General features: G+C 66.9%; 13 protein-coding genes. 2 read left to right on the forward strand and 11 right to left on the reverse strand.

What is annotated here, in order from left to right; genetic code table 11:
* Position 1: 1 nt before the first annotated feature.
* The 7 genes from ATO3_RS03565 to pdxR form a co-directional block, all read right to left on the reverse strand.
* Positions 2-367: a cupin domain-containing protein gene (locus tag ATO3_RS03565; RefSeq protein WP_088648402.1), complete on the reverse strand. Its 366-nt coding sequence runs from the start codon at positions 365-367 to the stop codon at positions 2-4.
* A gap of 31 nt (positions 368-398) precedes the next feature.
* A complete protein-coding gene (locus tag ATO3_RS03570) occupies positions 399-1220 on the reverse strand; it encodes an ABC transporter permease (RefSeq protein ID WP_088648403.1) in 822 nt (273 codons plus the stop codon).
* Positions 1217-2140 (reverse strand): ABC transporter permease, encoded by a 924-nt coding sequence (locus ATO3_RS03575; protein ID WP_088648404.1) that lies wholly within the window; start codon positions 2138-2140, stop codon positions 1217-1219. The genes ATO3_RS03570 and ATO3_RS03575 overlap by 4 nt, the downstream gene beginning before the upstream one ends.
* A complete protein-coding gene (locus tag ATO3_RS03580; RefSeq protein ID WP_088648405.1) occupies positions 2124-3203 on the reverse strand; it encodes an ABC transporter ATP-binding protein in 1080 nt (359 codons plus the stop codon). Before ATO3_RS03580 ends, ATO3_RS03575 begins: the two co-directional genes overlap by 17 nt.
* Positions 3204-3305: 102 nt before the next feature.
* Positions 3306-4343, reverse strand: coding sequence for an ABC transporter substrate-binding protein (locus ATO3_RS03585; protein WP_088648406.1), 1038 nt, complete (start codon positions 4341-4343; stop codon positions 3306-3308).
* A gap of 93 nt (positions 4344-4436) precedes the next feature.
* On the reverse strand, positions 4437-5756 hold the full coding sequence (locus tag ATO3_RS03590) for an NAD(P)/FAD-dependent oxidoreductase (protein WP_088648407.1): 1320 nt from the start codon (positions 5754-5756) through the stop codon (positions 4437-4439).
* Positions 5757-5895: 139 nt separating this feature from the next.
* Positions 5896-7389 (reverse strand): MocR-like pyridoxine biosynthesis transcription factor PdxR, encoded by a 1494-nt coding sequence (gene pdxR / locus ATO3_RS03595; RefSeq protein WP_088648408.1) that lies wholly within the window; start codon positions 7387-7389, stop codon positions 5896-5898.
* Positions 7390-7538: 149 nt separating this feature from the next.
* Between pdxR and ATO3_RS03600 the strand changes: the two genes are divergently transcribed.
* Positions 7539-8687 carry a mandelate racemase/muconate lactonizing enzyme family protein gene (locus tag ATO3_RS03600; RefSeq protein WP_088648409.1) on the forward strand — a complete coding sequence of 383 codons (1149 nt, stop codon included), beginning with the start codon at positions 7539-7541 and terminating at the stop codon, positions 8685-8687.
* A gap of 137 nt (positions 8688-8824) precedes the next feature.
* Here the strand turns inward: ATO3_RS03600 and ATO3_RS03605 are convergent, their stop codons facing one another.
* From ATO3_RS03605 to dctP, 4 genes are all read right to left on the reverse strand, one after another.
* Entirely contained in the window at positions 8825-9655 is an 831-nt protein-coding gene (locus ATO3_RS03605) for an IclR family transcriptional regulator (RefSeq protein WP_088648410.1), read from the reverse strand.
* Between the two features lie 303 nt (positions 9656-9958).
* The gene (locus ATO3_RS03610; RefSeq protein WP_088648411.1) at positions 9959-11272 is read right to left on the reverse strand and encodes a TRAP transporter large permease; all 1314 of its coding nucleotides are present in this window, start codon (positions 11270-11272) and stop codon (positions 9959-9961) included.
* Positions 11269-11844, reverse strand: a complete 576-nt coding sequence (locus ATO3_RS03615) for a TRAP transporter small permease subunit (protein WP_233152015.1) — start codon at positions 11842-11844, stop codon at positions 11269-11271. The genes ATO3_RS03610 and ATO3_RS03615 overlap by 4 nt, the downstream gene beginning before the upstream one ends.
* A 125-nt stretch (positions 11845-11969) precedes the next feature.
* The gene (gene dctP / locus ATO3_RS03620) at positions 11970-13013 is read right to left on the reverse strand and encodes a TRAP transporter substrate-binding protein DctP (RefSeq protein ID WP_088648412.1); all 1044 of its coding nucleotides are present in this window, start codon (positions 13011-13013) and stop codon (positions 11970-11972) included.
* Positions 13014-13253: 240 nt separating this feature from the next.
* On the opposite strand from dctP, the gene ATO3_RS03625 reads away from it, so the two are divergent.
* Entirely contained in the window at positions 13254-13988 is a 735-nt protein-coding gene (locus ATO3_RS03625) for a TetR/AcrR family transcriptional regulator (RefSeq protein ID WP_088648413.1), read from the forward strand.
* The last annotated feature ends 73 nt before the right edge of the window (positions 13989-14061 follow it).

The raw sequence follows: 14061 nt of genomic DNA on the forward strand, positions 1-14061 counted from the left end.
GCTACGCCTGCGGCGCGGCGTCGATCACGAAGAGCTTCCGGACATGTTCGTGGATCACCCATTCGCCCGTCCAGCCCTGCGGCAGAACCAGCAGGTCGCCCGGCCCGATCTCTTTCGTGCCCGTGCCATCGGCATTGGTGACCGACGCGCGGCCCGACAGGATGTGGCAATATTCGCCCGCCGCCGTCCGGTCGGCGGTGAAATGGCCCGGCGTGCATTCCCAGACCCCGATCGTCAGGTGCCCGTCGGGCGATTGCCAGAGCACGGCAGAGGCCTCCTCCTGCCCGTCGGTCAGCGAGGTCGGCTTGGGCGCGAAAGCCCCCAGCGGGGTCTTTGCCAGGTCGGCGAATGTCTTCAGGTCGATCATCTTCGGTCTTTCTTGCGGCGGTGGGACAGGATCACTTTGGTCTACGGTCGCGGCCAAGGGTCTGGGCCAGCACCATCATGCAGGTGGTCACCAGGATCATGATGGTGGAGATCGACGCGATCGTCGGGTCGATCTGATCCCTGAGCGCATTGAACATGTTCCGCGTCAAGGTCGGATTGTCCCCGCCCGAGATGAACATCGCCACCACGACCTCGTCGAACGATGTCAGGAAGGACAGCAGCGCCGCGGTGATCACCCCGAACTTGATCTGCGGCAGCGTCACGGTCATGAACGCCTTCCACCGGGGCGCGCCCAGCGACCGCGCGGCATTCTCCTGCGCCATGTCGTAGCTCTTCAGCGCCGAGCCCGTAACGATCACCACCAGCGGCAGCGCCAGCACCGTATGCGCCAGCACCAGGCCGGTCACGGTGTAGAGGATCTTCAGCTGGACATAGGCATAGAAGGCCCCGATCGCGATCAGCACCAGCGGCACCATCATCGGCGTCAGCATCAGCACGAAGGCCGCGCGCACGAAGGCCACGTTGGACGCATGCAGCCCGTAGGCCGCCAGCACGCCGACCGGCGTCGCCACCAGCATGGTCAGCACCGCAACCTTCAGCGAGGTCGCCGTCGCCCGCATCCATTCGGGCGAGCCGAAATAGCTGTTGTACCAGCGGGTCGACCAGGTCTCGGGCGGGAATTCCAGGTACTGGCTGTCCGAGAAGGACATCGGGATCACGATCAGCGTCGGCGTCACCAGCAGGATCATGATGATCACGGCGAGGATATAGAGCCACAGCCGCTGGCCATGGGTGATCTGCGTCTCGGTCGCGGGTTTGTTCAGCCAGCTCATCCGTGGCCTCCCCCGGCAAGGTTCTCCAGCTTCAGGAAGCGCGAGGCGATCCAGAGGATCGCCATGGTCAGCACCAGCAGCACCACGCCAAGCGCGCTCGCCGCGCCCCAGTTCACGAAGAGCTCGATGTTGCGCACGATCTGCATCGACACCATGATCACCTTGCCCCCGCCCAGCACGGCGGGCGTCACGAAGAAGCCGAGGCACAGGATGAAGACCATCAGTGCACCGGCGCTCAGCCCGGGCATGGTCAGCGGAAAGAACACGTCCCAGAAGGCGCGGCGCGGATGGGCGCCCAAGTTGGAGGCCGCCTTCATCAGGTCGCGGTTGATCGCCTTCATCGACCCGTAGACCGGCAGGATCAGGAACGGCAGCATGATATGCACCATGCCGATCAGCGTGCCGGTCATGTTGTGCACCAGCTTCAGCGGCTCCTCCCACAGGCCCAGGGATATGCCCCAGTCGTTGACCAGTCCCTGCCGCTGCAACAGCACCAGCCAGGCGTAGGTGCGCACCAGAAGCGAGGTCCAGAACGGCAGCAGAACGGTGATCAGCGCGATATTGGCCAGCCGGTCGGGCAGCTGCGACATGAAATAGGCCAGCGGATAGCCGATCAGGATGCAGATACCGGTTGTCAGCAGGCTGACCTGAAAGGTCGTCACGAAGATCCGCGCATAGGATTTGCGCGAGATCATGCGTTCGTAATTCTCCAGCGAGAAACTTCCGTCCGCGCCCAGGAAGGACACGTAGAACAGCCAGCCCACCGGGATCACGAGGATCACCAGGATCAGCAGCATCGCCGGAGAGGCCAGCCCGAAGAGCGCCAGCCGTTCCAGCCGTCCGTCGCGGCGCAGCCCCGCCTCGTTCAGCCGCTCCGGCGCGGCGGTGCCCGGCGGCGCGGTGTCACTGTTCGCTTGCATCGATCACCACCGTGTCCTCGGGCGCCAGGCCCAGCGTGACCGCCTGCCCTTCCTCGGGCAGAGCCGCCGTTCCGCGCATCGGCCCGCGCAGGGCGATCCGGGTGCCGTCGGCCAGCCGCGCATGCAGAAGATAGCTGTCGCCCTGATAGACGACATCGGTCGCCGTGGCCTCGAAGGTGTTCATCCCCCCGACAGGCCCGTCGCGCAGCACGATCCGCTCGGGGCGGATCATCAGCTGCAGCTCGGCCGCCTCGGGCACCGCATGGGCGGTTTTCAGAGCCATGCCGTTCCACGCCACCCCGCCGTCGCCGCGCGTGACATCCAGAAAGGTGCTCTCTCCGATGAAATCCGCCACGAACCGGTTCGCGGGGCGTTCATAAAGATCGCGCGGCGTGGCCAGCTGCATGATGCGGCCATGATTCACCACGGCGATCCGGTCCGACATGGTCAGCGCCTCGCGCTGGTCATGGGTCACGTAGACCGTGGTCATGTTCAGCTGCTCGTGCAGGTGGCGCAGTTCGATCTGCATCTGGTCGCGCAGCTTCTTGTCCAGCGCCGAGAGCGGTTCGTCCATCAGCAGGATGCGCGGCTCGAACACGATGGCGCGGGCCACGGCCACGCGCTGGCGCTGCCCGCCCGACAGCTGGTCGATCCGCCGCTCGCCAAAACCACCCAGCTGCACGGTATCCAGCGCCTTCGCCACCCGCTCGGCGATCTCGGCCTTCGGGCGTTTGCGCAGCTTCAGCGGATAGCCGACATTGCCCGCCACGGTCATGTGCGGGAACAGGGCATAGCTTTGAAAGGTCATGCCCAGATCGCGCAGATGCGGGGGCGTGCGGATCACCTCGTCGTCGCCGAAGCGCAGGCTGCCGCAATCGGGCCGGGTGAACCCCGCCAGCACCATCAGAAGCGTCGTCTTGCCCGAACCGGAGGGGCCCAGCAATGTCAGGAACTCCCCGCTCCTGACGTCGATCGAGACATCGTCCAGCGCATGAACGGGCCCGTAGGTCTTGGTCACGTTGCGCACCGTAATCGGCAGCGCGTCCTTGGTCGGCTCGGTCAATGGAAGCTCCTGGTCGTTCCGTCCGGCGGGCCACGGGGGCCCGCCGAAAATACTGTCAGTTCCCTGTCAGGAGGCCCCTGTCACTTGCATGTCAGGAGCCGATCACTCGGTCAGCATTTCCTGGTACATCTCGGCCGCCACGGTTTCCCATTCGGCATACCAGTCCAGAGAGATCGGCAGTTGCAGCGCCGCGTTCTCGGGCGAGGACGGCAGCGTCGCCGCGGTCTCGGCCGAGATCTCGCCGGTCTCGTAGGCCGCCTTGTTGGTCGGCCCGTAGGTGATGTATTTCGGCAGGTCGTCCTGATACTCGGGCTTCGAGATCTCGGCCAGGAAGGCCATCGCGGTGCCCTTGTTCGGCGCGCCCTTGGGGATCGCGAAGCAATCGTAATCCAGCAGCGCCTGGTTGAAGGAATAGGCCACCTTGGCCCCGTCCTTCGCCGCATTGTCGAAGCGGCCGTTCCAGCCGGTGGTCATGTCGACCTCGCCGTCCTTCATCAGCTGCGCGTGCTGGGCGCCCGAGGACCAGAAGACTTCGATGTTGGGCTTCAGCTCGCGGATCTTGTCGATCGCGCGCTCGATCCCTTCCTCCGAGGAAAGCACCTCATAGACCTCTTCCATCGGCACGCCATCGGCCATCAGCGCCGGTTCCAGCGCGCCCGCGACCGAACCGCGATAGGCACGGCTGCCGGGGAAATTCTCCACGTCCCAGAAATCCGCCCAGCTTTGCGGGCCATCCTCGCCGTAGGTATCGGTGTTCCAGGCATAGACGGTCGAAAACACGTCGCCGCCCACGCAATAGGTGGATTTCAGCGTCGGGTAGAAGTTCGAGACGTCGATGACGTCGTAATCCAGCTCTTCCAGCAGCCCTTCGGCGCCGGCCCGTGCGGCCGAGCCGGAGCCCGAGGCCACGATGTCCAGCGTCACCTGCCCCGTCGAGACCTGAAGCCGCACGTCGGACATGCCGCCATAGGTTTCCTGCTTGACCTCGATGCCGGTGGCCTCGGCCGCCGGTTCGAAAAGCGCCTTGCTCTGGGCGTCCTGGTAGGACCCGCCCCAGGAGGCGATGGTCACCTCGCCCTCGGCCATGGCCGTGCTGGCCAGCAGCGCGGCCGTCAATGTCAGTGTCGCTGTCCGTTTCATCTTCGATACTCCTGTTGGGTTCCGCGGATGGCGCGGATCGGCCGATATGGTTGAACTTCGCTGGCGCTCGGCCTTGCACCGCGAAGCATCACGTCAGGAACTCGCGGCGGCGGCGGCCCGGCATTGCCTTGCATCGACCCAGCGGTAATACCCGACCGCCGCTGGCAGGAACCATGGTCTGCCCGTGTAAAACGGACGTGTCGGTTTCGGCAGATCGTCGAAGGCGGTCTTGCCCTCGTCCAGGCCCAGCACCTTCTGCCCTGTCCTCATCCCGAGGTAGCCGGCCATCGACACGCCCGAGCCGCAATAGCCCATGGCATAGTGGATCCCGTCATGGACGCCGGTATGGGCGAGTTCATCGAAAGTATAGGCCACGGTGCCGTTCCAGCTGTGGCTGATGCCGGCGCCGTCGAGATCGGGGAAGATGCGGCACATGGACTGGCGCAGCCGCTCGGCGCTGTCGGCGGTGTCGGTCTCTCCGGTGGTCACGCGCCCGCCGAACAGGATCCGCTTCCGGTCCGGCGTGGCGCGGTAGTAATAGACCACCTTGCAGGTGTCGCTGGCCATGCGGTCGGTCGGGAACAGCCGGTCCACCACCTCCTGCGGCAGCTCCTCCGTCACGATGATATAGCTGCCGATCGGGATCACCCGGCGCTGCATCCAGGGCGTGATGCCCCCGGTATAGCCGTTGGTCGCCACGATCACGTCACGCGCCTGCACGCGGCCCTTCCCGGTGGCCACGGTGAAGCCCTGCCCCGTTTTCTCGATGCCCGTGACCTTGCACTGGCCCACCACTTTCGCGCCGGCCGCCATCGCGCGCCGCAGCAGCGCCCGGTGCAGCTTTGCCGGATGAACCGAGCAATGCCTGGGGTAAACGACGCCGCCGAAATAGGTATCCGTCCCCAGCTCGCTGCGCTGTTCGGCGCGGGGGACGGCAAAGCTCTCGATCCCCTCCGCGCGCTTCATCTGCTCCGCCTCGCGGGTCAGGGTTTCGTAATGCTGCGGCGTATGGGCGGCATGAAAGCGGCCGCAGCGGCGGAAATCGGCGTCCAGCCCCTCGCCCTCGATCAGGTCGCCCAGCCACTCCAGCGCATCCGCGCCGGTCTGCCGGATCGCGCGCGCCTTGTCCTCGCCGAACCGCGCGGTCAGCGCGGCCAGCGAGGGTTTCACGCTGGTGCTCACCTGCCCGCCATTGCGGGTGGAGCAGCCAAAGCCGGGATCGCCGGCATCCACCACCAGCGTGTCGCGCCCGCCCGCGGCCGTCACCTGCGCCGCGTTCAGCCCGGTATAGCCCGAGCCGATCACCAGCACGTCCACCGTCGTGGGCAGCGGCCCGCCGGTCTGCGGCGCCGCGCCCAGGTCTTCCAGCCACCAGGAGCGGTGGCGCATCTCTTTCGTCAAAGCCTGACCCATCAGGGACCTTTCACTGCAGTGCGGATCCCCCGCGGCCCCGCTCCGGCACGCTGGGCGCGAAGGGGGCGCCGATGCGGAACGCTAGGGCAGGATTGGTCGCAGGATGATATCCAATGTGACAAAACGATCAGTCCAATTCTCATTGGTCCAGTTGCGCCGCGATCTCCGGCAGCCCGCGCAGCACAGAGATCCCGTGAGAGATATCTTCGGGCGTGGCGCAGCCGAAGCCAAGCACGAGACCGGCCTTGTCCAGCGGGGCGAGGCAATATCGTGCGAGCGGCACGAGCGTGACGCCTTTCTGGGCGGCCTGGGCCACGACGCGGGCCTCGTCGATACCCGGCGCCAGGCGCGCGGGCGTGTGAAATCCGCCCGAGGTCTGCTGCACCTCGACGGCCCCGCGCAGCTGCGCCGAGGCCTCCATCAGCGCCTCGTAGCGCGCCTTGTAAAGCCGGCGCATCAGGCGGATGTGGGTGGCGAAATGGCCCTCGTCCATGAAATCGGCGGTGATCGCCTGGGTCATCGTTGGCGGCCCGCTCGCCCAGTCCATGAACAGCCGGTCGAAGGCCTCGACCATGCGCGGCGGCACCACGATGAAACCGAGCCGCAGCGCCGGGAACAGCGACTTTGAGAAGGTGCCCACGTAGATCACACGCTCATTCGCGTCGATGCTCGACAGCGCCGGCTGCGGGGCGCTGCCGAAGTGGAACTCGCTGTCGTAATCGTCCTCGACCACAAGCGCCTGCGCATCCTCGGCCGCCTTCAACAGCTCGAACCGGCGGCTAAGCGACATCACGTGGCCCAGCGGCTGCTGATGCGAGGGCGTGACGAAGGCCAGCCGGAAATGCGGCGCCTTCTGCAGCCCGTCGCTGACGACAAGTCCTTCGTCATCCACGCGCACCGGCACCAGGTCCGCGCCCTCGGCCAGAAAGGCGTTGCGCGCGCCCGAGGCGCCGGGGTTCTCCATCCAGACCCGGTCGCCGGGGTTCAGCAGAAGCTGCCCGATCAGCGAAAACGCCTGCTGCGCGCCGGAGGTGACAAAGATCTGCCCCGGATCGCAGTTCATCCCCTTCAGGACATTGAGATGCATGGCAATCGCGCGGCGCAGCGGCGCATAGCCCTTGGGCTCGCCATAACCCATCATCACGCCCCTCTCGGCCCGCATCAGCCGGGCCGAAATGCGCGACCAATGCGCCATCGGAAAGGCCTCGAGCGCGGGCAGCGCGGTGACAAAGGCCCCGCCCCGGTGCGGCAGCCAGGAGCGCCGCGCGAAATCGGCACCGGCATGGCCGATCGCGTAGGACAGTCGCGGCTGTTTGCCGCCCGAGGGGCGCGCGGCATCGCCGACGGGCGGCGGGCGTTCACGGTCGAGCGTGTCGCTGACGAAGGTGCCCGCCCCCACGCGCGAGACCAGCATGCCCTCGGCCACCAGCCGGTCGATGGCGTCGATCACGGTGGTGCGCGACACGCCCGTTTCTTTCGCAAGGGTGCGCGTGGCGGGCAGCCGTTCGCCCGCGCGCAGGCCGCCCGACAGGATCACGTCGCGCAGGCCCTGGTACAGCTGGACGCTGATGCTGCGGCGCGAGCTGCGATCCAGCCGGATCGACGACAGCAATGCACCGGCGGTCTGCTTCATCTGGTCCCCGATCCTGCCCTTGCGCCCCGGTCCGGGCCTGTGACGGGGCCGGATTGGACCAGAAGCATTCGCGAAATGGATATGTTCATCAGTCCATTTTCTGTAGAGCGTGCCGCGAGACTTTTCAATTCGCGCTTTGGACGGGCCCCATGAAACTTAACTCTATCGAAACCTTTGCGGACGAATTTGTCTGTTTTGTACAGGTCACGGCGGAGGATGGTACAAAAGGGACAGGCCAGGTCGCGCCCTATAATGCCGATATCACGGCCCGGGTTCTGCACCGTCAGGTGGCGCCGCATGTGCTGGGCGGCGACATGGGTGGTGACGGGGGTGGTGACGGGGTTGGCGACGGGGGCGACGACATGGCCGCGCTCGACGCGATGCTCGACCTGGTGCGAGACCGCGAGCACAAGTTCCCCGGCGCCTACCTGCGCCGGGCGATGGGCGGGCTTGACACCGCGATCTGGGACTGGCGCGGCAAGCGCGAAGGCAAGCCGGTCTGCGAGCTGATCGGCGGCACGCCCGGAGAGGTGCGGGCCTATGCCTCGTCGATGAAGCGCGACATCACGCCCAAGGACGAGGCCGAGCGTTTTCTGCGCCAGCGCGACGCGCATGGGTTCGACGCCTTCAAGTTCCGCATCGGCGCCGAGGTTGGCCATGACCGGGACGAATGGCCCGGCCGCACGGAAGAGATCGTGCCGACGATCCGCAAGGCTCTGGGATACGACGCCGCGCTGCTGGTCGATGCCAATTCCTGCTATTCGCCCGCCAGGGCGATCGAGGTCGGCCGGATGCTGATCGACAACGGCGTGTCGCATTACGAAGAGCCCTGCCCATACTGGGAGTTCGAGCAGACCAAGGCGGTCACCGACGCGCTTGAGATCGACATTACCGGCGGCGAGCAGGATTGCATGATGGCCAACTGGAAAGGCATGATCGACGGCCGCATCGTCGACGTGCTGCAGCCCGATGTCTGCTATCTGGGCGGGATCGCGCGCAGCCTGCGGGTGGCGAAGATGGCCGAGGCGGCGGGCCTGCCGGTGACGCCTCATGCGGCGAACCTGTCGATGGTGACGCTTTTTACCATGCACCTGCTGCGGGCGATCCCGAACGCGGGCAAGTACCTGGAATTCTCGATCGAGGGCGAGGATTACTACCCCTGGCAGGAGGGGCTCTTTACCTCCGATCCCTACAGGATCACCGACGGCAAGGCCACGGTCACCGACGCGCCCGGCTGGGGGTTGGAGGTGAGCCCCGAGTGGCTGGCGAAGTCGCGCTATCAGGTGAGCCGGCTGTGATCCGGCCGGGCGTGCGCGCGGCCTGAGGCACGGCCGGGCTGCGGCGACGGCCTCTTGGTGCGTGGCGCGGATCGCCGGTGAAAGGCGCCGCGCTTACGCCACGCACGGGCCGCACATAGGCCGCGAAACCGGCGGCGCTACCCCACGGTCGACAGCATCTGGCCCGAGGCCGCCAGCCGTTCGCCGTAGGCCTCCAGCAGCTCCTCGCCCGTCACCAGGAACGACGGCCCGCCCACGTTCAGCGCGTAAAGCCGGTCTCCGGCCGGGGCGCGGACGGGCACGGCGATGCCGTTGACCTCCTTGCGCCAGTCCCCGAAGGACGTGACCACGCCATGTTCGGCAAAGCTGTCCAGCGCGTCGCTCACGCTCTTGCGCAGCTGCTGTTCGCTTTCGGGGCGGTCCTCGATCGCCATGTGCAGCAGATGCGTGCGTTCCTCCTCGGACATGCCGACGAGGATGGCGCGGCCGATGGCGGACTGGAACAGCGGCAGGCGCGCGCCCACCTCCATGGTCAGCGACACCGCCTGGTTGGTCTGGCGCACGGCGAGATAGACGACCTGCAGCCGGTGCCGTTCGCCCAGCGCGGCGGTGACATAGGGGTTGGGGCCCTCGCAAAGGCGGGCCATCTCCTCCTTGGCGCGGTCGGCGATTTCCATCTGCGCCAGCACGGAATAGCCCAGCGACAGGACCCCGGCGCCCAGCCGGTAGCTGCCGTCGGTGTCCGACTGGACCAGGTAGCCCAGCTTGCGCAGGGTATAGGTCAGGCGGCTGACGGTGGGTTTCGGCAGCCCGGTGCGCGAGGCGATCTGCTGGTTGGTCAGGCGGCGTTCGTCGGGGCGGAAGCATCGCAGCACGTCGAAGCCGCGCGCAATGGACGAGACGAAGTTGCGGTCGGTGGCCGTGCCGCCCTCGCCGGTGTCCGGCGTGTCGTCCCCGTTGCCCTCCGTCTGGGCCTCGTCCGGTTGCATCGTCCGATCCTTCCCGCAAATTGGATGCGGGCACGGCACCCGCAGGCCGGTACTATGCGGCAACATTCTGCTTTGCGAAAGCCCATTCCGCAAATGCGACCCCGGTGTACTCGGGATCGGGCGCGCGACCGCGCCGTCTTCGCGCGGGGTCTCCGGGTTCATCCTTCGGTCCCGCGGCGTGCCTGATCGCCCCCCGCGTCCGCGTTCCGCCCTGCGGCAGACGGTTCCACGGGTGGCCCGCCCACAGCATGGCGGACACGGCGGCCATTGCCGTAGGGTGGGGTTACACCCCACCGCCTCTTCTCAATCGTAGAACAGCCCCGGCAGATACAGCGCAATCCCCGGCACCAGGATGATCAGCACCACGCCCAGGAAAGTCACCAGCACGTAGGGCGTGACCGAGGCATAGATGTCCCCCATGGTCACATCCGGCGGCGCCACGCCCTTGAGGTAGAACAGGTTGAACCCGAACGGCGGCGTCATGTAGCCGACCTCCATCATGATGATGAAGAGGATCCCGAACCAGATCGGATCGAACCCTGCCTCGCGCACCACCGGCAGGAAGACCGGCAGCGTGATCAGCATGATCCCCACCGGGTCCAGCACCATGCCGAAGATGAAGAGCACCAGCAGCATGAAGGCCAGCGCGCCCCAGCGGCCGCCGGGGATAAGGCTCATCAGGTTGGAAATGAACCCCTGCGCGCCCAGCGCCGTATAGGCGGTGGAAAAGGCATGCGCGGCGAACAGGATCCACATCACCAGCGCGGTCAGCTTCAGGGTCGAGATCGCCGCCTCGTGGATCACGCCCGGCGTCAGCTGACGGTTGATCCCCGTGGCCACCAGCGCGCCGAAGACGCCGATCGCCGCCGCCTCGGTCGGGGTGGCGAAGCCGCCGAAGATCGCGCCCAGCACGATGGTCACGATCAGGATCGGCAGGATCACGGCCCGCAGCGAGGCGATCTTGCGGCCCCAGTCGGCCCGCTCCTCCGGCGGCAGCGCCGGGCCGAGTGACGGATTGCGCCAGCAGCGCACACCGATGTAGATCGACACCAGCACGAAGAGCAAAAGCCCCGGCCCGATCCCCGCGGCGAACAGCCGGCCGACCGAGACCTCGGTCAGCAGCGAATAGAGCACCATCAGGATCGACGGCGGGATCAGGATGCCCCAGCCGCCGCCGGCATTGATCGCCCCCAGCGCCAGCTTCTTGTCATAGCCACGTTCCAGCATCTTGGGCAGGGCGATGGTGCCCATGGTCACGACGGCGGCGCCGGAAATCCCCGACATGGCGGCGAAGATCACGCAGATCAGAACCGTGCCGATCGCAAGCCCCCCGCGCAGCCCGCCCCACCATTGGTGCATCATGTCGTAAAGGTCGTTCGCCACCCCCGATTTCTCCAGCAGGATCGCCATGAAGACGAACAGCGGCACCGCCATCAGCGTCGGCGATTGCATCGTCTCCCACATCTTCGAGGCCAGCAGGTAGAAGCCGATCGGCCCCATCTCGAACCACAGGAAGATGACCGAAACGCCCCCCAGAACGAAGGCCAGCGGCGTGCCCAGCAGGACGAACAGAAGCAGGCTGCCGAAGAACAGCAGCGTGAGGATCTCGACACTCATTCCTGCACCGCCTCCGGTGCGGCGGGATCATCCGGCGCCCCCGGCCGGCCAAAGACATCGTCCGGCACAGGCAGGCCCAACAGCACCCGCACATCCGACCAGACCCGCACGACCCCCTGCGCCAGCAGCAGCGCCGCCGCCACCGGGATCAGCGCCTTGGTGGGCCAGAGCGGCGCCTTCCACACGGAATTCGACCGCTCCATGTCCTCGATCGCCTCCACCGCGATGTCCCAGCCCTGCCAGAGCAGCACCACGACGAACAGCAGGAACAGCGGCCAGGTCAGGATATCCAGCAGCGCCCGGCGCCGGCGCGAGAGGTGCCCGTAGAGGATATCCACGTTCACATGCCCCCGCTCGGCCAGCAGGAAGCCGCCGCCGATGATGGCGTAGACGCCGAAGATCAGCGTCGCCAGCTCGGCCGTCCAGATCGCGGGCCGGCCCACCATGTAGCGCAGCACCACGTCGGCCAGCAGCAGCGCAAAGATCGCCAGCACCGCCAGCGACGCCCAGCGGCCAATGAAGCGGTTGAGGCGCGTGATCGCGCGCGCGACATGCATCATGTCGGGCATCATGTCAGGACTCCTGTCAGGATCGGACCGGGAAGATCGGCGGGCCGCCCGGACAGATCCGGTCCGCACCGCCAGGGCATTGGCGCGGCCCCGTCCAGCCCCCCGGACAGAACCGCGCGGATGAGGGATCAGACGTAGCCCAGATCGCCCATCAGCGTCTGGTAGATCGCCGCCGCCTGCGCGGCCTTCTCACCCTTCTGCCCCTCGGTCTCGAGGACCTGGGTCGAGGCCTCGGCCAGCATCTGCAGCACGTCGTCCGGCAGGGTCACGACCTCGATCCCCTCGTTGGCCACCCCTTCGGTCAGGGCGATCGCCTCCTTGTGCTGGTATTCGGCCGAGCGCAGGAAGAACCTGTTGCCGATCGTGTCGAGCAGCACGCTGCGCAGGTCGTCGTCCAGCTCTTCCAGCGCCTCGATATTCAGGATGTAGCTGTCGGTCGTCTGCGCCAGCACCGGCTTGTAATGATACTTGCAGACCTCCCAGAGCGACATCGACTGCGCCCCGATCGCCGCCCCCCAATGGGCCCCGTCCACCACGCCGGAGCTGAGCGACTGGTACAGTTCCGATCCCGGAATGTACTGCGGCGCGGCCCCTGCGGCGGCCAGGTAATCCAGCATCGAACCCGAGGAGCGGATCTTCAGCCCCTGGAAATCCGCAGCCGAGGTGATCTTCTTCGACGACACCATCTCGGTCGGCAGCACCTTCTCCGACAGGATCAGCACGCCTTCGGGTTCCAGATCGACATTCACCAGGTCTTCGAGGCCAAGGTTCTTGACCGCGTGCTCCATCTCCCAGGCGGCGCGCAGCGTGCCGGGGATGCCGTAGAGGAACGCCGCCGCCTCGGCCTGATCGTTGATGTAGGACGGGCTGATCGTGCCCATCGGCACCACGCCCTTGCGCACGATGTTGTAGATATCCGGCCCCTTGGCGAACTCGCCGGCGCCCAGCATCTCCAGCTTCAGCGCGCCGTCGGTGCGTTCCTCCACCAGCGCGGCCAGCACGCCGAGGCTGTCGGTGAACGAGCTTGACGCCTTGGGCCAGTGCGATTGCACCCGCCAGGTCGCCGCGCCCTGCGCGATGCCCTTGCCGATCAGCGCCGGCGTGGCCAGAGCGGCCAGGGCGCCGCCACGCAGCAGCGCACGGCGGTTCGGTAGATTGGTGTCTTGGGTCATGTGTGTCTCCTCCCGGGGCGGGTCTGCCGTCGTTGGCCATGGCCGCCCCGATCCTCCATCCGGGCGGCGGGCGCAGATGCCACGGCCATCCTGACAAATGTCCGGTTTGAACTCAACGACTTCTTCGCGATCACCGGCCATGGCGGCCCGGCGGGCGTCGCGCCCCTTGCCTGCTTGGCTGTTGTACGGCCAGGCCGATCTGTCTAACCTGCGTCGGCGGCACGAAAACAGGAGGCCACGTTGACCGAAGCCACGCAAAACAAGCGCCTGCGCGCGGCCCGGTCCGAGCTTCTGGAAGAGGCCGAGATCGGCACCGTGCGCAACGAGACCCTCATCCAGCAGCGCCGCCAGCAGATCTGCGACGCGGCGGTGGAACTGTTTCTGGAAAAGGGGTTCGCCGCGACCACGATCCGCGACATCTGCGCCCGGTCCAAGGTGAACCAGGCCAGCATCTACGATTACGTGGCCAACAAGAACGACATCCTGCGCCGGGTGCTGAACCAGCTGTGGTTCCGCGAGGACGTGCCGACCCTGCCCGAGATCCTGCTGGACCGCGAGCTGCCGCTGGAGGACGCCATCGCGCGCTATTTCCGCGAGAGCTGGCGGCTGAAGCGCAAGGCCTCGTTGCTGGCCTATCGCACGATCCCGCATCTGCCGCCCGAGGACCGCCGCGCCATGCGCCTGCGCGAGATCGCGGTGATGAAGGACCTCGCCGACCAGCTGCAGGGCCGGCTGGGGCTGGAGGACGAGGACAAGCGGCTGGAAATCGTGGCCAACGTGCTGGTTTTCCTGTCGGCCTTCGCGCCGATGCGCGACTGGCTCAACCGCGACATCCCCGACGAGACGCTGGTGCGCACGCTGGCCGCCGGGGCCACGGCGATGATCCGCGCCTCGGTCGAAGGGCCGATGCCCGGACCGGCGGCAGAGCCTGCGCCGGAGGTGGCCACAGGGCCCGACACCGCCCGCCACGCCTGAGCGCCGCGACATCCCCCGTCCCGACCGGTGCGCCCGGTCCCGAACCGCCCATCCCGGCCGCTCTCCCACGCAT

Source organism: Marinibacterium profundimaris, assembly GCF_002210095.1.
Lineage (GTDB): Bacteria > Pseudomonadota > Alphaproteobacteria > Rhodobacterales > Rhodobacteraceae > Marinibacterium > Marinibacterium profundimaris.